At 70.6% G+C, this 17967-nt stretch carries 16 protein-coding genes; 9 read left to right on the top strand and 7 right to left on the bottom strand.

What is annotated here, in order from left to right; all coding sequences use genetic code 11:
- Positions 1-135: 135 nt before the first annotated feature.
- The 3 genes from CP978_RS12150 to CP978_RS12160 all read right to left on the bottom strand — a co-directional run bounded on the left by CP978_RS12150 (position 136) and on the right by CP978_RS12160 (position 6337).
- Positions 136-4062 (bottom strand): Rne/Rng family ribonuclease, encoded by a 3927-nt coding sequence (locus tag CP978_RS12150; protein ID WP_150478204.1) that lies wholly within the window; start codon positions 4060-4062, stop codon positions 136-138.
- Positions 4063-4309: 247 nt separating this feature from the next.
- Entirely contained in the window at positions 4310-5101 is a 792-nt protein-coding gene (locus CP978_RS12155; RefSeq protein WP_043440189.1) for a TIGR03936 family radical SAM-associated protein, read from the bottom strand.
- Between the two features lie 48 nt (positions 5102-5149).
- Positions 5150-6337, bottom strand: coding sequence for a hypothetical protein (locus CP978_RS12160; protein ID WP_043440191.1), 1188 nt, complete (start codon positions 6335-6337; stop codon positions 5150-5152).
- A 148-nt stretch (positions 6338-6485) separates the two neighbouring features.
- On the opposite strand from CP978_RS12160, the gene CP978_RS12165 reads away from it, so the two are divergent.
- From CP978_RS12165 to CP978_RS12175, 3 genes are all read left to right on the top strand, one after another.
- Entirely contained in the window at positions 6486-7070 is a 585-nt protein-coding gene (locus CP978_RS12165) for a TerD family protein (RefSeq protein WP_043440193.1), read from the top strand.
- Positions 7071-7333: 263 nt separating this feature from the next.
- Positions 7334-8857 carry an alkaline phosphatase gene (locus CP978_RS12170; RefSeq protein ID WP_043440194.1) on the top strand — a complete coding sequence of 508 codons (1524 nt, stop codon included), beginning with the start codon at positions 7334-7336 and terminating at the stop codon, positions 8855-8857.
- A 168-nt stretch (positions 8858-9025) separates the two neighbouring features.
- Positions 9026-9601 (top strand): hypothetical protein, encoded by a 576-nt coding sequence (locus tag CP978_RS12175; RefSeq protein WP_043440196.1) that lies wholly within the window; start codon positions 9026-9028, stop codon positions 9599-9601.
- 70 nt (positions 9602-9671) lie between these two features.
- Here CP978_RS12175 and CP978_RS12180 read toward each other — a convergent pair whose 3' ends face one another.
- Positions 9672-10886, bottom strand: coding sequence for an IS110 family RNA-guided transposase (locus tag CP978_RS12180; RefSeq protein ID WP_043438800.1), 1215 nt, complete (start codon positions 10884-10886; stop codon positions 9672-9674).
- 246 nt (positions 10887-11132) lie between these two features.
- Here CP978_RS12180 and CP978_RS12185 point away from each other — a divergent pair, with 246 nt between their 5' ends.
- Positions 11133-11831: a hypothetical protein gene (locus tag CP978_RS12185; protein ID WP_150478205.1), complete on the top strand. Its 699-nt coding sequence runs from the start codon at positions 11133-11135 to the stop codon at positions 11829-11831.
- A gap of 43 nt (positions 11832-11874) precedes the next feature.
- Here the strand turns inward: CP978_RS12185 and CP978_RS12190 are convergent, their stop codons facing one another.
- Entirely contained in the window at positions 11875-12468 is a 594-nt protein-coding gene (locus CP978_RS12190; RefSeq protein WP_043440197.1) for a DUF4291 domain-containing protein, read from the bottom strand.
- Between the two features lie 141 nt (positions 12469-12609).
- Between CP978_RS12190 and CP978_RS12195 the strand changes: the two genes are divergently transcribed.
- Entirely contained in the window at positions 12610-13152 is a 543-nt protein-coding gene (locus CP978_RS12195) for a hypothetical protein (RefSeq protein ID WP_043440198.1), read from the top strand.
- 39 nt (positions 13153-13191) lie between these two features.
- On the opposite strand, the gene CP978_RS12200 is transcribed toward CP978_RS12195, so the two are convergent.
- A complete protein-coding gene (locus CP978_RS12200) occupies positions 13192-13662 on the bottom strand; it encodes an ArsI/CadI family heavy metal resistance metalloenzyme (RefSeq protein ID WP_043440200.1) in 471 nt (156 codons plus the stop codon).
- An 83-nt stretch (positions 13663-13745) separates the two neighbouring features.
- Here CP978_RS12200 and CP978_RS12205 point away from each other — a divergent pair, with 83 nt between their 5' ends.
- From CP978_RS12205 to CP978_RS12220, 4 genes are read left to right on the top strand one after another with little or no spacing between them, the layout of a single operon-like run.
- Positions 13746-14126 carry an ArsR/SmtB family transcription factor gene (locus CP978_RS12205; protein ID WP_043440201.1) on the top strand — a complete coding sequence of 127 codons (381 nt, stop codon included), beginning with the start codon at positions 13746-13748 and terminating at the stop codon, positions 14124-14126.
- On the top strand, positions 14123-14866 hold the full coding sequence (locus CP978_RS12210) for an aquaporin (protein ID WP_043440202.1): 744 nt from the start codon (positions 14123-14125) through the stop codon (positions 14864-14866). The genes CP978_RS12205 and CP978_RS12210 overlap by 4 nt, the downstream gene beginning before the upstream one ends.
- 30 nt (positions 14867-14896) lie before the next feature.
- A complete protein-coding gene (locus CP978_RS12215; RefSeq protein WP_043440203.1) occupies positions 14897-15319 on the top strand; it encodes an arsenate reductase ArsC in 423 nt (140 codons plus the stop codon).
- A gap of 29 nt (positions 15320-15348) precedes the next feature.
- Complete coding sequence (locus CP978_RS12220) at positions 15349-15822, top strand: GNAT family N-acetyltransferase (RefSeq protein ID WP_052454553.1); 474 nt, start codon at positions 15349-15351, stop codon at positions 15820-15822.
- A 95-nt stretch (positions 15823-15917) separates the two neighbouring features.
- Here CP978_RS12220 and CP978_RS12225 read toward each other — a convergent pair whose 3' ends face one another.
- Complete coding sequence (locus CP978_RS12225; protein ID WP_043440205.1) at positions 15918-17879, bottom strand: TIGR03960 family B12-binding radical SAM protein; 1962 nt, start codon at positions 17877-17879, stop codon at positions 15918-15920.
- Between the last annotated feature and the right edge of the window lie 88 nt (positions 17880-17967).

Below are 17967 nucleotides of genomic sequence, written 5' to 3' on the forward strand. Positions count from 1 at the left end.
CGACAGCCGCACGGCGCGGACGTCTTCGGCACGAGGCCACCCATGACACAAGGCGCGGGGCACCGGTGAACCCACCGGTGCCCCGCGCCTTTTCGCTCAGGGCGCCCTCGAAGCGGGGACGCCCGGAACCCGGCCTCAGCCCTCCGTCGTCGCCGAGACGGACGGCAGGGGCGTCTGCTCCGCCGCCGCCGTCTTCTTCGCCGCCGTCTTCTTGACCGCGGCCTTCTTGGCGGTCGTCTTCTTCGCGGCGGTCTTCTTGGCGGCGGTCTTCTTGGCCGTCGTCTTCTTGGTGGCGGCCTTCTTCGCCGTCGCCTTCTTGGCGGTCTTGCGGGCCGCCTTCTTGGCGGGCGCCGACGCCTCGGCGTCGTCCGCCGCGGACGCCACCGGCTCCTGGGCCTCCGCCTCGGCCGCCGGGACGACCACCACGGCGGTCTCCTCGGACGAGGTGGGCGCCGTGGCCTTGCGCACCGCACGGCGGCGCGGGCGGGCGGGGGCGGCATCCTCGGCGGGAGCCTCGGACGGCTCGGCGACCGGCTCGGACAACGGCTCGGCCTCGGCCCGCGGCGCGGCCGGCTGCGGCTCGGGCTCGACGACCGTCACCACGGCCTCCGCGGGCGTGGCGGCCGGTGCCGACACCTTGCGGGTCGCACGACGGCGCGTACGGCCCTTGGGCGCGGCCTCCTCCTCGGCCGGCGCGGACGGCGCCTCGACAACCGGGTCGGCGGCAGGCACCGGCTCCACGGGGACGACCGGGTCCTCGGCGGCCACCGGCTCCGCGCTCTGACGCGACTGAGCGGCGCGCTCGCTCCTACGGGACCTCGGTGCCCGCTCCTCGCTCCGCGGCGCACCCGCCGGAGCCGAGGCCCGCCGGGTGGCCCGGCGCCGCGTACGGCCGCGGGAAGCGGCCGCCTCGGCCTCGGCGATGCTGCTGTACAGCTCCTCGTCGGGCGCGAACGCGGGCTCCGGAAGCGCCACCGGGGCCGTGACCTCGGCGGCAGCGGCGGCCTCGGTCTCCACGACGGCCGGTGCCGGGGTGGTCTCCGCGGCCTCGGCGGCCACCTCGTGCGTCTCCGGCTCGTGCTCGGCACCGCCCCGGCCGCGCTTCTTGCGCTTGCCGCCGCCGGTGGCGCCGGCCATGTGGTCCAGGTGCACGATCACACCACGGCCGTTGCAGTGGACGCAGGTCTCGGAGAAGGACTCCAGCAGGCCCTGCCCCACGCGCTTGCGCGTCATCTGGACCAGGCCCAGCGAGGTCACCTCGGCGACCTGGTGCTTGGTGCGGTCCCGGCCCAGGCACTCCAGCAGACGCCGCAGCACCAGGTCCCGGTTGGACTCCAGCACCATGTCGATGAAGTCGATGACGATGATGCCGCCGAGGTCGCGCAGCCGCAGCTGACGGACGATCTCCTCGGCCGCCTCCAGGTTGTTCCTGGTGACGGTCTCCTCGAGGTTGCCGCCCTGACCGGTGAACTTGCCGGTGTTGACGTCGATGACGACCATCGCCTCGGTGCGGTCGATCACCAGCGAACCGCCGCTGGGCAGCCAGACCTTGCGGTCCAGCGCCTTGGCGAGCTGCTCGTCGATCCGGTACGTGGCGAAGACATCGACCTCGGAGGTCCACCGCTGCAGGCGCTCGGCCAGATCGGGGGCGACATGGGAGACGTATCCGTGGATGGTCCCCCACGCCTCGTCACCGCTGACGATGACCTTGGAGAAGTCCTCGTTGAAGATGTCGCGCACGACCCGGACGGTCATGTCCGGCTCGCCGTACAGCAGCGTCGGCGCGTTGCCGCCGTTCTTCGACTTCTTCCGGATCTCCTCCCACTGCGACTGGAGCCGCTCGACGTCCCTGCGCAGTTCGTCCTCGCTCGCGCCCTCGGCGGCGGTGCGCACGATGACGCCCGCGTCCTCGGGGACGATCTTCTTGAGGATGGTCTTCAGCCGGGCCCGCTCGGTGTCGGGCAGCTTGCGGCTGATGCCGGTCATCGAGCCCTCGGGCACATAGACCAGATAACGGCCCGGCAGGGAGACCTGGCTGGTCAGCCGGGCGCCCTTGTGGCCGATCGGGTCCTTGGTGACCTGCACCAGCACGGACTGCCCGGACTTCAGCGCGGACTCGATGCGGCGCGGGCCGTTGGCCATCCCGAGCGCCTCGAAGTTGACCTCGCCCGCGTACAGGACGGCGTTGCGGCCCTTGCCGATGTCGATGAAGGCGGCCTCCATCGAGGGCAGGACGTTCTGCACCTTGCCCAGGTAGACATTGCCGACGTACGACGTCGCCTGTTCCTTGTTGACGTAGTGCTCGACGAGCACGTCGTCCTCCAGGACGCCGATCTGGGTGCGCTCGCCGCTCTGGCGGACGACCATCACACGCTCGACGGCCTCCCGACGGGCCAGGAACTCGGCCTCGGTGATGATCGGGACGCGGCGGCGGCCCTGCTCGCGCCCCTCACGGCGGCGCTGCTTCTTGGCCTCCAGACGCGTGGAGCCCTTGATGGACTGCACCTCGTCGGTGCCGTCACCGGGCCGCTCGTCCTTCTTGCGGGGCTCGCGGACCTTGACGACGGTGCGCTCCGGGTCGTCGGACGCCGACTCGGCCTCGGTACCCGTGTCACCGGCCCGACGGCGGCGACGGCGGCGGCGACGGCTGCTGGAGGAAGACGACCCCGAGTCCTCGTCCTCGTGGTGGGCCGTGTCCTCCGCGTCCTCGTCGATCTGCTCCGCGGTGTCCTCGGCGTCCTGGGCGGCCTGCTCGTCGGCCTCCTCGGACTCCTCGCTCTCCTCGGCGTCCGGGGACTCCCCACGACGGCGGCGACGGCCACCGCGGCGACGGCGACGGCGCGAACCGGTCTCCTCCGAGTCGTCGGCCTCCTCGCCCTCGGCGGACTCCTCCGGTTCCTCGGTGGTCTCCTCCACCTCGGTGGTCCCGGGCGTCTCGGCGGCGGCCTCCTCCTCGCCGGTGCGGCGACGACGGCGGCGCGGCGCGGTGCTCTCCTCCTCGGCGGTCTCCTGCTCCGCGGCCTCGGCGGCAGCGGCAGCGGCGGCCCGCTCCGGGGTCTGGAACATCGGCTCGGTGAACACCGGCGCCTTGAACACGGCGACCGCGGGCCGCACGGGCCGTCGCGCGGAGTCGCCGGCCTCCTCGGCGGGCCGGTGCGTGGGCTCGGAGAAGCCACCGGCGGCCTTGCGGACCGCACGACGGCGGCTGCGGCGCGGGGCGGCCTCCTCGGCGACCGGCTCGGTCTCCTTGCGCGCCGCGACGACGGCCGCGGCGGGGGCCGGGGCCTCGGCGGCCTCGGTGACGGCGCTCACAGGCGCCTCCTCGGGAGTCTCGGTGGTCTCGGCTGCGGGTACACCGGCCGGAGCGGTCACCCGGCGGGTGGCCCGGCGACGGGTGCGGCGGGTGGCCGTCTCCTCGGCGGCGGGGATCTCCTCGGCCGTGGGGGCCGGCTCGACCGGCTCACTCACCGGGGCCTCGGCGGTCTCGGGCGCCCCGGCGGGCGCCGACACCCGACGCGTGGCACGACGACGCGCACGACGCGGGGCGGCCTCCTCGGCGGCAGGCTCGGACGCCTCCACCACCTCGGAGACAACGGCCTCGGCGGTCACCGGCGCCACGGCCTCCGTCTCGGGAACCGCCGGAACCACGACCTCGGCCGTCTCCGTGGTCTCGGGCGCCCCGGCGGGCGCCGACACCCGACGCGTGGCACGACGACGCGTACGACGCGGAGCGGGCTCCTCGACGACGGACTCGGCCGTCGTCCTCGCTTCTTCGGGAACAGCGGCCTCGGCCACCGTCTCCTCGGTCTCTTCGTCCCCAGGGGCCACCACGGCCTCGGCAGCCGGCGCGGTCTCCGCGGCCGGCTTTTCGGCCGCCGCCGTACCGGTCACGGTCTCGTCGGCCGTGTCCTCGGTGGTCACGGCATCGGTGGCCGTGGCCTCGGTGGTGGCGGCCGGCGGTCCCGCCGGCCGCGATGCGGCGCGGCGTCGGCGACGCGGCGGCAGAGTGTCGCTGGGGGTGTTGTATTCGGAACCCTGTGCGGGCTCGATCGGTTCGAGCATGCGGGCGTATCTCCCGTCAGGCTCCCGGGCGCCGCGCCTGGTCCGGCGGTTTCGCCGGTGACGTCCGCGGCTCGCGCATCGCGCGGTGCCGCCGTCCGGGGCGCGGGCGCCGCACGGGAGCTCTCTGTGTCCTGTCCCACCGGTTCCGTACGCCATGATGCGTACGGCCTGGCGAAAGTCTTCTGGTCGGTGCGCTGCCCGACCCAGGTGGCTCCCGAGTACGAGGGCGGCGCTACGACGTCCGTCCCTACGCGGATCCTTCCAACACCGGCGCCGTCGCGGCGGCAGTGGTGGCGGCCGTTTTCGGCTCGGTCGCCGTTGCCTCGCGGTCGGGCGCGAGCGGGTCGGTCACCGTGCCGGTCTCTTCATCGAACAGCCCCTGCGCCAGCCTGGTCACCGCTGCGGGGACCGGCGGCGCCAGGTCGGCCACGGCGCGGAGACCGGACAGGACGTCGTCGGGTCGTACGGCAGGCGTCACGTGCCGAACAACCAGCCGCAGTATCGCACAAGGCCGGTCGCTCGGCCTATCAGTCGGCGAACCGTGCGTTTCCAGGCACTCCAGGCTCGCGACCGCGGCACGGGCGTCGAAGGTACGGACGCCGTTCTTGGTGCGGCGCTGGACCTCCACGGTCCCGGCCGCGCCGAAGGCCTCGGCCGCGCGGCGGGCGTCCGCCGGGTCCACACCGTCCAGCCGCAGCTCCCACACGGAAGCCGTCAGCCGGTCGGAGAGCCCCGACGTCCGGGCCTCGACCGCGTCGACGATGTCGAGCCCTGCGGGCAGCGACTCGTCGAGAAGGTCACGCAGCCTGTCCGGGTCGCGCGCCTCGGTGAGCGCGATCTCCAGGTACTCCGCCTCACTGCCCGTGCCGGTGGGTGCGGCATTGGCGTACGACACCTTCGGATGCGGCGTGAAACCGGCCGAGTACGCCATCGGCACCCCGGCTCGGCGCAGCGCACGCTCGAAGGCACGCTGGAAGTCACGATGGCTGGTGAACCGGAGGCGGCCGCGCTTGGTGTAGCGCAGTCGGATGCGCTGCACCGCGGGTGCGGGCGGCGGGCCTTCGGGCTGTCGCTTGCCCAGTGTCGTTCAGTCCTTCGTGAGAGCGGTCGTACTGCTACCTAGAGTACGTGTTTCACCCGCTTGAGGTTCCCTGCGGGAGACCGCCTGTGGCTCGCGGGGCTCTCCGAACAGCATGCGGCGGATGTCGGCACGGGCCTGACGTGCGGCTTCGCGCGCTCCGGCGAGCGCCTGCCGGGTCGCCCGGCCGACCCCGCGCGCGATCTCGGCGGCGGGCCGCAGGACCGTGTCGCGCAGGGCGTGCCCGACGGGCGTCAGCACCGTCCGGTACGCCCAGCGCACCGGCTCCACGAAGATCCTCCGGAAAACGGCGGCGAGGAACCGGCCCACCACGAGCGAGATGTGCCCGGCGACGCGCCAGGCATGCACGATCGCGGTACCGATCTCCCGCCCGACGACCAGGAGGAAGCGGCCGACCGGAGCCAGGATCCACCGTCCGACGGCGAGCGCGGGCACCACTAGCAGCACCCGCAGCGTCCAGTACAGGGCGACGCCGATCCCGGTGACGGCCATGCCCACCAGCCACGCGACACCGCTTGCGAGCCGGACGATCCCGTGCCCGAGCGGGGTCAGCACCGTCCGGTACAGCCAGGCGCATCCGGCGCCGATGCCGCGCAACACCCGGACGACGCCATGCCCGAGAGGCGTCAGCACCCGGCGGTACAGCCACCCCGCCGGCACGACGAGCAGCCGGCGCCCCAGCCAGGCCATCACCGTGTACGCCCCGGCGCCCAGGACGACAAGGACGTACCCGACCCCCCTGAGCAGCCGAACGACGGCATGCCCCACCGGAGTCAGCACTCGTGCGTACACCCAGGCGCATCCGGCACCCGTCCCCCGCAACACCCGAAGGACACCATGCCCGAGCGGCGTCAGCACTCGACGGTGGATCCACAACGCCGGTACGACGATCAGGACATGACCCAGCCAGGCGACACCCCTGCCGAGCGGCACAAGGGCATACCGCCACATCATCACCCAGGGCCATACGAACACCGCCCGAGCCAGCCACCCCAGGGCACGGCCCACCGGGCGCAGCACGCTGTCGCGCAGCACCCGTCCCCCGACGACCATCGCGTCCCACGACAGCCGCACCGGCACCACCAGAACCAGCACCACGATCCGCACGGGCAGGCGGATCGCCACGGTGAGGCAGCCCTCGCCGGGCTGCCGAGGCGGCGTCTTCTCCAGGTCCATACCGGTGTAGACGCCTCAATGCCCCCTATGGATGCGGCGACAGGGCCGTCCCGTACGGAAACCGGCGGCTGACCGGCCGTAGGGGGCGCCGGGAGCTCCAGGCACACTTTGCCTATCGAAGTCCCGTCGGCAAGAGGATGATCCAGACATGATTACGCTCACGAAGGAAGACGGCCCCGCGGATCTGGACGGTGTGACCCATCTGTCCATCGGAGTGTCCTGGGACCCCACCGCCGGCAGCAGCGGCGGGATCATGGGCAAGATCCGCCGCAAGACCGGCACCGACCTCGATCTGATCGCCATCGCCATGCAGAACGGGGACCCGGTGCGGCTGGCCGGTCTCGACTCCCTCGACCCCATGGGCAACGGGTCTCTGCTCCACAGCGGCGACAACCAGACCGGCCACGGGGACGGCGACGACGAGACGGTGACGGTCGAGTTCGCGCGGATACCGCAGAACATCACGTCGATCGTGTTCGTGGCCGCCGCCTTCAAGAAGAACAGTTCCTTCCAGAAGGCGCGCAACATCAGCTTCAAGGTGTACGACGCGACCGGGGGCAGCTCCGAGCAGGTCGCCGACATCTGGCCGAGCCTGCTGACCCAGGACAACGGCTGTGCCGTCGCCAAGGCCGTGCGGGTCGGCGGCAGTTGGAAGCTTCAGGTGATCAACACGACGGGGAAGATCAAGCAGGGCGACGAGCACGCCCTGATGCGCTTTGCCGTCGGCATGTGAGGACTTGATCTCCGAGGCCCCTGCGGTCTCCCGGAGGCCCGCCGCGGCCCGGCGCCCGTATGGGGCCCGGGCCGCGCGGCCGGACCCGAACGCATCAGGCGCAGCTCCCCGCCACACCCCGGGCACGTTCGAGTGCCGTACACCTTGCGGTGGCCGACGATTCACGACCCGCCTTTAACGTGCCTTTACCCGGCAGTCCGTCGGGTGCGTTCACGGCTGCCGCAAGGGGTCCTGAACGCCTCATCGATCGAGGAGCACCGACGATGCGCACATCCGTCAGGATCCTGACGGTCCTCGCCACTGCGGGCGCGCTGGCCGCCGGCGTGCCGGCGGCGGCAAACTCCCAGCCCAAGGACACCCCCGCCAAGGGCAAGGACATCCGCAACGTCATCTTCCTGCTCGGCGACGGCATGGGCCGCACCCATGTCACCGCCGGACGTGAGCGCTTCTACGGCGCCGACGGCAAGCTCAACATGGAGCGCATGCCCTCCTACGGCGCCGTCTCGACGTACGCCGTCGAGAAGGGCAGCGACCAGCCCGCACTGGTCACCGACTCCGCCAGCGCGGCCACCGCCTGGGCGTCCGGGGTGAAGACCTACAACGCCGCCATCGGCGTGGACTCCTACGAGAAGTCCGTGCCGACCCTGATGGAGCAGGCCAAGAAGGCCGGCTTCGCCACCGGCAACGTCTCCACCGCTGAGATCACCGACGCCACACCGGCCGGTATGTTCAGCCACGCGCTGCTCCGCGGCTGCCAGGGCCCGACCTACTCCGACGCCTCCTGCCTGCCGAAGAAGGCCGACGGCAGCTATGAGAAGAAGCCGTCCGACAAGACCCTGATCACCCCGATCGCCCAGCAGATCGCCCGTAACGGCGTCGCTGACGTGATCTTCGGTGGCGGCCTGTCCCGCTTCCAGCCGGACGACGAGAAGGCCATGAAGTCCCAGGGCTACCAGGTCCTCGGCAGCTTCGGTGACGCGAGGCTCGGCGAGCAGACCGCCGCCAGCCAGAAGGTCGCCACCGGGAAGGAGCTGGACAAGGTCAAGAAGGGCAAGGTCATCGGCCTGTTCAACCGCGGCAATCTGACCGTGGAGAACGCCAAGGCCAAGCTTCCGGCCGGTGCCGCCGAGAAGCAGGAGCCGACCCTGGCGGAGATGACCAAGAAGTCCATCTCGCTGCTGGACGGCGCCTCCAAGAAGGGCTTCCTGCTCCAGGTCGAGGGCGCGCTGATCGACAAGCGCTCGCACGCCAACGACGCCGCGCAGACCCTCGACGAGATCAAGGCGTTCGACGACGCCGTCAAGGCCGCGGTCGACTTCGCCAAGAAGGACGGCCACACCCTGGTCGTCGTCACCGCCGACCACGAGTGTGCCGGCTTCAACATCATCGAGCGGGGCAGCTTCACCAACGCCGAGGCGGCCGCGCCCCCGGTGAACGCCGACACGGGCAACACGGCGAACAACTCCACGCCGTCGCGCGAGGGCGGCAACGTGCTGGACCCGGCCCGCTCCACCGGCATCGTCAACGGTGCCGGCGCGGGTGACGCGAAGAACTTCGCCCCGGCCACCTTCCGCACCGCCGACGATCCCAAGGGCGTCAAGGACGGCTCCCCGGAGGCCAGCCTGTGGCTGACCTATCTGTCGGGCAACCACACGGGCGCCGACGTGCCGATCTACGCCTTCGGCCCCGGTGCCACCGGCTTCGCCGCCAGCCAGGACAACACCGACCTGTACCGGAAGATGTACGTGTCGCTGTTCCGCTCGCAGCCGGCCAAGCAGCACCGCTGATCAGGAGCTGAAGCGGGGCCGGGAGCGCACACCGTTCCCGGCCCCTGCGGTTTCCCGTACCCGCTCCGCCTGCCGAAGGCCGACCGGACCGTGCCGTGGCCCGGAGGCCCGGAAGCCGTCCACCGGGCGCCGGCCCACCGTCCCGAGTACGTATCAGGAGTCCTCCCCATGCCTCTTCCCGCCGGCCCCCGCGGTCGTACCCGCGTCCGCGTCGCCTCCACCGCGACCATGACCGCCCTCCTGCTCGCCGCACTCACCGGCTGTACGGGCAACGGCAGCGACAGCCGCCACGACGGCGACCACAGCCCGGCGCCGTCGGCCACGGCCGGCGGACTCGCCCTGCCCTCGCCCCGGTCCGCCCCCACCCCGGCGGCAAGCCTCAGCCCCGCCGCCACCCCCGGTGAGGTCCGCCTCTCGGACGGGCCCTTCACCGACCGGGTCCACATCACCGAGCTCGCCCTGGGCAAGGGACCGGCGGCCGTCACCGGGCACCTGGTCGTCACCTCCGACGTCAGCGACCTCATCGCCCTCGAACTGCGAGCCGCCTACTACGACACCCGGGGCCGCCTGCTGGGCACCGGCAGCTTCGAGTACGCGGAGGAGGGCGAGGCGGCCCACACCCACGGCGAGCACACCGGCCCGCAGGCCGAGAACGGCGGAATCGACTTCACCATCCCCGCCAAGGCCCTCCGTGGCACCCCCACCGCCGCCGTGGTCTCCATCCCTGTACTGGTGAACGAATAACGGCCCCTCCACCACCGCCGGCAGGGGGCGGGCGGCCGCCCCGAAGAACCCGATGATGCTCCTATTGCTGTCAAGCGGCTTGGAGCCAGTTGCGGTAGGCGTGGGCGAGGTCGTCGTCTCGGCGGATTCCGCGTTCGAGGGTGGAGATGGTGGCCGGCCAGACGCCGAAGTGCTTCGCTGCGGCGGTGAGCGTGATGTTCCTGGACTGCCGCAGAGGCCGCAGGTCGGCGATGCCGGGGACGGCGACCGTGGTGGTCAGGCAACGGAACATCTCCCGGGCGATGGCCCGTTTCAGCAACCGGATGATTTCCTTCTTCGTCCGGCCGGCGGTGGTCTGTCGTGTCACGTACTCGCGGGTGCGCAAGTCGTGGGACATACGGACGAGAGCGATGCGGTAGAGGGCCGCGTTGGCGGCCCGGTCGCCGCCTCGTGAGAGGCGGTGCCGGTTCGTCCGGCCGCTGGAGGCGGGGACGGGTGCGACTCCGCAGAGGGCCGCGAAGGCCGCCTCGGTCCGCATGCGTTCGGGGTTGCCTCCCGCCGTGAGCAGGAGCTGGGCGGCGGTGTCGGGGCCGACTCCGTAGGAGGCCCGCAGTCCGGGGTTGTGGACGGTGACCTCGCTGTCCAGGGCCTTGGTCAGGGCTTCGTGCTCGGCGGTCAGTTCTTTGACGCGCCGGGCGAGGCTCCTGAGCGCGGTGAGGACCGCGGTGTGGACGGCGTCCCCGCAGGGCCGCAGTCGGGCCAGGGCGTCGGTGCGGTCCGTTCCTTTGAGCTGCCCGTACTTGGCGCGGACGGTGTCGGGGGCGGTGATGAGGATGTGGCCGATCTGGTTCAGGGCTGCGGTGCGGGCCTTGACGGCGGAGCGGGCGGCGTTGTGCAGGGCGCGTATGCCGGCGACGGTGTCGTCCTTGGGGGCGCTGGAGGCCCGTCCGGACAGGGCGGCGCGGGCCGCGGCGTAGGCGTCGATGGGATCGGACTTGCCGATGCGGCGGCGTTCGGCCCGGTCGGGCCGGTTGACCTCGACGACCTGGTGGCCGTGCGAGCGCGCGGCGCGGGTGAAGCCGGCGCCGTAGGAGGCGGTGCCTTCCACCCCGATCGCGATCACGTGGCCGTGGGCGGCCACAAAGGCCAGGGCCGCGGCGTATCCGGCGCCGGTGGTGGTGAACTCGGCGTCGGCGAGGTGACCGCCGTTGTCGCTGATGACCGCGACGTGGATGGTGTCGGCATGGGAGTCGACCCCGCCGAACACATCCTGGTCCGCCGTGTCGTCTACGACCGCTGATGTCATGCTGATGATGCCTTCCCAGCCGAAGGTGGGCGCCGGCCGGGTGGCGCAGACAGGACATCGAGGGGGCTTCTGACCAAGCTCCTATCAGGTCATGTTCCGCCCGGCCGGAGCCATGAGAACAGGTCCCGGCGGCCGGACAGAACAGTGGGAAGACAGCCCAGCAGGGCGTCAGTCAGTGGCAGAGCCACGACCACCGGAACCTGAGTATCAGCATCGATGTCAGTGGCGTCCGCTTCGATGGGCCGCATGACCGTCCATGACGTGGCCCGCATGCTGTCCGATGTCCCGTCCCTGCGAAGGCTCTGCCTGTCCGTGGCGATGGCCGAAACCATCGTGAACCCCGGTGCCGAGCGACACCACTCGTTCGATCCGAACTGGTCGGAAACCGAGGAACTGGCCTCCATGGCGAACGGCTCGGGCGACGAGTTCGACATCGTCTTCTCACCTGCCGGCGCCTATGTACGCGGCTTCGACCACGAGTCCCCGCTCAGTCCGTACCGGCACGACGACACGCCCGAACCCTGGCCCGGAGTGGTGGACGCCGTGCCCACGGCCTATCAGCGGTACGTCCGCGAGCCCGCCTTCACCGATGAGGACGGCACTCCTGTGGTGACGGTGTGCCTGTGGCACGAGGCGGAGACCGGGCGCTGGCAGGCCGGGGAAATCGCCTTCCCCGAAGGACATCCCGACCCCGACGGCTCCGGCTGGCTCTTCGAACTCCTGCTGGACCCGACTCCCGAAGCCTTCCAGGCGTTCGCCGAGGACTACTACGAGACCGCCGTCGCCATCGAGGCCGTACGCCACATCTACGAACTGCGCCCCCTGGACCGGGCCCTGATCACCAGCCTCAATCCCACAGCCCCCGTCGAGGACGTCCTTCAGAAAGCCCTGACCATGGGCTACCCCGTCGCACCGGCCCTGCCCCGCCCCCACGCACCACGCTGAGCCCTCGCGCCGACAGCCCACAGCGGGTGGCGAACCTGCCCGATCACGAGCGCAGGTGCGCCATGAGTTCGCCTTCGGCCGGATACGGCTCCTCACCGGGCAACAATCGGGCCGCGGAGTCCAGATCACCGCTGCTGACGAGCGCGCGGATCTCGCGGGCGAGCGGCGTCACGTCCCTGATGCCCACCGTCCACTCGTCCGCGTACCGCCGCACGGCGTCCCCGGAGAGCCCGAGTTGCAGCGAGCGGTAGGGCAGGGGCTGCAAGTGCAGATCGCGCTCGGGGTCCCACTGGACGCGGGCCGGCGCGCGCTTCAACTCGCGCTGCCAGGTACTGCGGTCGGAGTGCAGCCCACGTACATAGCTCGACAGGCACGCATGGCGCAGCGCCCACTCGAAGCCGACACGGCTGATCTCGATCCCGAGAACGGTCTCCTGCCCCTCCTTGGTGCCCCAGCCGCAGCGGTACATCATCCACAGGAACGACGGCTTGATCCATGTCATACGGTCCCGCTTCCACGCGGCGGGGAAACGGCCCCCACGAACCGCGGGCACACCGATCTCAGGGGAATAAGCCTGGTAGACGGTGACCGTGGAGACCGTGTAGAGCGCGCGGATCCCGTGCTGGGGTTCATCCATGGTGCACAGCCTGAAGCCGACGACTCCCCGTCGGCCATCGGTTTTCGCACCTCACCGGTCGCACGCGTGACGCCGCTCCCCCGTGCGACCGGTCGCCGCGCGAGCCCTCACGGGACACCCTTGCGTCGATAGGGTGACCGCATGCAGACACGGGGGCGCAGGATCAGGTTCACGGCGGTACTGGCGGTGGTGGTGCTCGCGCTGACGGGCTTCTCCGAGAGCCGCGGGCACGGGCACAGCCGGCACAGCGGCAGTGGCGGGGGCGGGGGTGGATGCAGCAACTCGCACCAGGATCACGACAGTTCATCGTCCGGTGGCTCCTACGGCGGCTCGGGCTACGGAAGCACCGGCGGGACTTACCACCACCGGCAGACATCCACTCCGACGACCGGCAGCGGCACCGGACAGCCGTTGCAGGACGCCACAGTGAAGCTGATCAGCTGCGCGACGCAGAACAAGCCGTACGCGACCGTCGAGGTCAGTAACCCCAACGACAGAAAGGCTGAGTTCGAGGCCCGGGTCACCTTCTACGACGCGGAAGGGACCCCGCTCCTGGAGAACTCGTCCCCCGTGGTCCCGGTGTCCGCGAAGGAAAAGGAATTCGCCCGGGTGGCCCTCGACAAACGATTCCTGTCATCGGTCGACCACTGCGAGGCGAACCCCTCGGCATCACCGAGGAGTTGAGGTGCCCGTCTGAAGCCGGCCGATGCCCTGACCGCCGGTTCAGCCGCGGTGGCAACCCATGGACGCGGAGGCCGGTTCGGTGGTCCGGGTGGTGCAGCAGCCGTCGTCGGCCGCGTTGAGGGCGGCGCTCTTGCCGAGGGTGTCGGCGTCGGCCTTGACGACATAGACCTCCCAGGGCTCCTTGCCGGGGCCGTGCACCCAGACCTTGTCCTGGAGGGCGTAGCAGCAGGAGGTGTCATTCTCCTCGAAGGTGGCCAGACCGGCATCCTTGAGACGGGTGGTGGCGGCGTCGACCTGGTCGGTGGACTCGACCTCGACGCCGAGGTGGTCGAGGCGGGTTTCCTCGCCGGGCTCGCCCTCGATCAGGACGAGCTTGAGCGGGGGCTCGGTGAGGGCGAAGTTGGCGTAACCCTCGCGTCGCTTGGCCGGTTCGGCGCCGAACAGCTTCGCGTAGAAGGTGATCGACGCCTCCAGGTCGCCGACCCGCAGGGCGAGCTGGGCACGGGGCATGACAGGGCTCCCATCGACTGCATTGCATTGACGTCTGTCGATATAAGGTTGTGCGTTGAATCGAAGAATGTCAATATAGACACATGTCGAAGCAAGAGCTTGTGGTGCTCGGACAGAGCGACGAGAACGGCGGATGCTGCCCCGGGCTGGTGACCACCCCCTTGGACGAGGACCAGGCGGCGGAGCTGGCGAAGCTGTTCAAGGCGCTGGGCGACCCGGTACGCCTGCGCCTGCTGTCGATGATCGCCTCACGGGCGGGCGGTGAGGTCTGTGTCTGTGACCTGACCCCGGCCTTCGATCTGTCCCAGCCGACGATCTCGCATCACCTCAAGCTGCTGCGGCAGGCCGGTCTGATCGACTGCGAGCGGCGCGGCACATGGGTCTACTACTGGGCCCTGCCCGCCACCCTCGACCGGCTCGCCGCCTTCCTGAAGACGTCGCAGACGGCCGAGACGACCGCATGAGCGCCCCGCTGGGCCGCCGGGCCGCCGCCGAAGCCGTGGGATCGGCCGCCCTGGTCGCGGTGGTCGTCGGCTCCGGCATCCAGGCCACCGAGCTGACCAGGGATGTCGGCGTGCAACTGCTGGCCAACTCGCTGGCCACGGTCTTCGGCCTGGGCGTGCTCATCGCGCTCCTGGGGCCGGTCTCCGGGGCGCACTTCAACCCCGTCGTCACCCTCGCCGCCTGGCTCACCGGCCGCCGCAGCGAGGACGCACCGACCTCGCGGGACGTCGCCGCCTACATCCCGGCCCAGTTCATGGGAGCCATCGTCGGAGCCGTCGTGGCCGACGCCATGTTCGGCGAACCGCTCGTCCGTTGGTCCACCCATGACCGCTCCGCCGGTCACCTGTGGCTGGGCGAGGTGGTCGCGACCGCCGGACTCGTCCTGCTGATCTTCGGCCTGGCCCGCTCCGACCGCGCCCACTTCGGCCCGGTGGCCGTGGCGTCGTACATCGGAGCGGCGTACTGGTTCACGTCCTCCACCTCGTTCGCGAACCCGGCGGTCACCATCGGCCGGGCCTTCACCGACACCTTCGCCGGCATCGCGCCCGGCTCGCTCGGCCCGTTCATCGTGGCCCAACTGGTGGGTGCCGCGCTGGGGCTGGGGCTGATGCTCGCGGTCTTCGGACGCCCGGCACCCGCACAGACCGCAACCGACCCTCTCCAGGGCGAACCCGAACTCGCCGCGCCCACACTCCCCTGACCGGCCTCCGCCCAGAAAGACACACCGGCCATGAACACCTCCGCCGAACGTCCCTCCGTGCTGTTCGTCTGTGTCCACAACGCCGGGCGCTCCCAAATGGCCGCAGCGTTCCTCACCCACCTGGCGGGCGACCGCATACAGGTCCGCTCTGCCGGATCCGCGCCCGCCGACACGGTCAACCCGGCCGTCGTCGAAGCGATGTCGGAGGCAGGCATCGACATCTCCGCCGAGGTACCCAAGGTGCTCACGGCCGAAGCCGTCCAGGCCTCCGATGTGGTCATCACCATGGGCTGCGGCGACACCTGCCCCGTCTTCCCCGGCAAGCGCTACCTCGACTGGGCGCTCCCCGACCCGGCCGGGCAGGGCGTCGACGCCGTCCGCCCGATCCGCGACGAGATCGAGAAGCGCATCCACGGCCTGCTCGACGAGATCGCCCCGACGAGCCAAGCGTGAGTGCCGCGACCGACGTCCGCATCGCGGCCATGGGCCCCGAGCACGCCGACGAGGTTCTGAGGATCTACCGACTCGGCATCGACGAGGGCAACGCCACCTTCGAGACCACCGCGCCCACCTGGGAACGATTCAACGCCACCAAGCTGTCCGACCACCGGCACATCGCCGTGGACCAAAGGGGCAAGGTGCTGGGCTGGGTGGCGGCGGTGCCGGTGTCCGACCGGTGCGTCTATGCCGGCGTGGTCGAACACTCGGTGTACGTCCACCCCGACGCCCGCAGTCGAGGAATCGGCACGGCGTTGCTGAACGCGTTGATCGCCTCGACCGAAACAGCGGGCATCTGGACCATCCAGTCAGGCATCTTCCCCGAGAACACCAGCAGCCTCGCCCTGCACCAGAGGGTGGGCTTCCGCATCATCGGCACGCGCGAACGCATCGGCCGGCATCACGGCGTATGGCGCGACGTCGTACTCATCGAACGCCGCAGCCCTGCGGTCGCATAGTAGCGTACACCGCGCATTCAAACGCCACCAGACACCAGCGGGCCCCCTCGCCATAGGAAAGGGGGCCCATCACTCGATCGAGTGCCTCGCTCACCTCAGTGCGCGTGACCACTCGATACGGGAGCCGGCGCGGCGTTCTTGACCGTCAGAGGAAGCAACTTCTTCCCGGTCGGGCCGATCTGAATGGTGGTGTCCATCTGCGGACACACCCCGCAGTCGAAGCAAGGCGTCCAGCGGCAGTCGTCGACCTCGGTCTCGTCGAGGGCGTCCTGCCAGTCCTCCCAGAGCCAGTCCTTGTCGAGGCCGGAGTCGAGGTGGTCCCAGGGGAGGACCTCCTCGTAGGCGCGCTCGCGGGTGGTGTACCAGTCGACGTCGACGCCGTAGGCGGACAGTGCCTTGTCGGCGCAGTTCATCCAGCGGTCGTAGGAGAAGTGCTCGCGCCAGCCGTCGAAGCGGCCGCCGTCCTCGTAGACCGCGCGGATGACCGAGCCGATGCGGCGGTCGCCGCGGGAGAGCAGGCCCTCGATGATGCCCGGCTTGCCGTCGTGGTAGCGGAAGCCGATCGAGCGGCCGTACTTCTTGTCGCCGCGGATCTTGTCGCGGAGCTTCTCCAGGCGGGCGTCCGTCTCCTGGGCGGAGAGCTGGGGGGCCCACTGGAAGGGGGTGTGGGGCTTGGGGACGAAGCCGCCGATCGAGACCGTGCAGCGGATGTCGTTCGCGCCGGAGACCTCGCGGCCCTTCTGGATGACATGCATGGCCATGTCGGCGATCTGCAGGACGTCCTCGTCCGTCTCCGTGGGCAGGCCGCACATGAAGTAGAGCTTCACCTGGCGCCAGCCGTTGCCGTAGGCGGTGGCGACGGTGCGGATCAGGTCCTCTTCCGAGACCATCTTGTTGATGACCTTGCGGATGCGTTCCGAGCCGCCCTCGGGGGCGAAGGTGAGGCCCGAGCGCCGGCCGTTGCGGGTCAGCTCGTTCGCCAGGTCGATGTTGAAGGCGTCCACGCGGGTGGAGGGGAGGGAGAGGCCGATCTTGTCGTCCGTGTAGCGGTCCGCGAGGCCCTTGGCGATGTCACCGATCTCGGTGTGGTCCGCCGAGGAGAGGGAGAGCAGGCCCACCTCCTCGAAGCCGGTCGCCTTGAGGCCCTTGTCGACCATCTCGCCGATGCCGGTGATGGAACGTTCCCGGACCGGGCGGGTGATCATGCCCGCCTGGCAGAAGCGGCAGCCGCGGGTGCAGCCGCGGAAGATCTCGACGGACATGCGTTCATGGACCGTCTCCGCCAGGGGGACCAGCGGCTGCTTGGGGTAGGGCCACTCGTCCAGGTCCATGACCGTGTGCTTGGACACCCGCCACGGGACGCCCGACCTGTTGGGGACGACTCGGGCGATCCGGCCGTCGGAGAGGTACTCCACGTCGTAGAACGCGGGGACGTACACCCCGCCCGTCCTCGCCAGGCGGAACAGCAGCTCCTCGCGGCCGCCGGGGCGGCCCTCCGCCTTCCAGGCTCGGACGATCTTGGTGACCTCGAGGACCGCCTGCTCGCCGTCGCCGATCACCGCGCAGTCGATGAAGTCCGCGATCGGTTCCGGGTTGAAGGCCGCATGGCCGCCCGCCATGACGATCGGGTCGTCCAGGGTGCGGTCCTTGGACTCCAGCGGGATCCCCGCCAGGTCCAGGGCCGTCAGCATGTTCGTATAGCCCAGCTCGGTGGAGAAGGACAGGCCGAAGACGTCGAAGGCCTTCACCGGGCGGTGGCTGTCCACCGTGAACTGCGGGACCTCGTGCTCCCGCATCAGCGCCTCCAGGTCCGGCCACACGCTGTAGGTGCGCTCGGCGAGGACGCCCTCCTGCTCGTTGAGGACCTCGTAGAGGATCATGACGCCCTGGTTGGGCAGGCCGACCTCGTAGGCGTCGGGGTACATGAGCGCCCAGTGGACGTCACAGGCGTCCCACGGCTTGACCGTGGAGTTGAGCTCTCCGCCGACATACTGGATCGGCTTCTGCACATGCGGGAGCAGGGCTTCGAGCTGCGGGAAGACCGATTCGGCAGGCATCTCGGAACTTTCCTGGAGCGGGACTGACAGGACTGAAGGGCAGGGTGGCCATCAAGCCTAACGCGACCGCGGCCCCTCCCCGGACTGC

The organism is Streptomyces nodosus (assembly GCF_008704995.1).
Classification (GTDB): Bacteria; Actinomycetota; Actinomycetes; order Streptomycetales; family Streptomycetaceae; genus Streptomyces; species Streptomyces nodosus.

Bases quoted from the DNA above. Each gene is read 5' to 3' on its own strand.
- CP978_RS12170 (WP_043440194.1), top strand. From the start codon at position 7,334: ATGCGCACATCCGTCAGGATCCTGACGGTCCTCGCCACTGCGGGCGCG.
- CP978_RS12195 (WP_043440198.1), top strand. From the start codon at position 12,610: ATGCAGACACGGGGGCGCAGGATCAGGTTCACGGCGGTACTGGCGGTG.
- CP978_RS12225 (WP_043440205.1), bottom strand. From the start codon at position 17,879: ATGCCTGCCGAATCGGTCTTCCCGCAGCTCGAAGCCCTGCTCCCGCAT.
- CP978_RS12200 (WP_043440200.1), bottom strand. From the start codon at position 13,662: ATGCCCCGTGCCCAGCTCGCCCTGCGGGTCGGCGACCTGGAGGCGTCG.
- CP978_RS12180 (WP_043438800.1), bottom strand. From the start codon at position 10,886: ATGACATCAGCGGTCGTAGACGACACGGCGGACCAGGATGTGTTCGGC.
- CP978_RS12210 (WP_043440202.1), top strand. From the start codon at position 14,123: ATGAGCGCCCCGCTGGGCCGCCGGGCCGCCGCCGAAGCCGTGGGATCG.
- CP978_RS12220 (WP_052454553.1), top strand. From the start codon at position 15,349: ATGGGCCCCGAGCACGCCGACGAGGTTCTGAGGATCTACCGACTCGGC.
- CP978_RS12160 (WP_043440191.1), bottom strand. From the start codon at position 6,337: ATGGACCTGGAGAAGACGCCGCCTCGGCAGCCCGGCGAGGGCTGCCTC.
- CP978_RS12165 (WP_043440193.1), top strand. From the start codon at position 6,486: ATGATTACGCTCACGAAGGAAGACGGCCCCGCGGATCTGGACGGTGTG.
- CP978_RS12205 (WP_043440201.1), top strand. From the start codon at position 13,746: ATGTCGAAGCAAGAGCTTGTGGTGCTCGGACAGAGCGACGAGAACGGC.
- CP978_RS12175 (WP_043440196.1), top strand. From the start codon at position 9,026: ATGCCTCTTCCCGCCGGCCCCCGCGGTCGTACCCGCGTCCGCGTCGCC.
- CP978_RS12150 (WP_150478204.1), bottom strand. From the start codon at position 4,062: ATGCTCGAACCGATCGAGCCCGCACAGGGTTCCGAATACAACACCCCC.
- CP978_RS12185 (WP_150478205.1), top strand. From the start codon at position 11,133: ATGACCGTCCATGACGTGGCCCGCATGCTGTCCGATGTCCCGTCCCTG.
- CP978_RS12190 (WP_043440197.1), bottom strand. From the start codon at position 12,468: ATGGATGAACCCCAGCACGGGATCCGCGCGCTCTACACGGTCTCCACG.
- CP978_RS12215 (WP_043440203.1), top strand. From the start codon at position 14,897: ATGAACACCTCCGCCGAACGTCCCTCCGTGCTGTTCGTCTGTGTCCAC.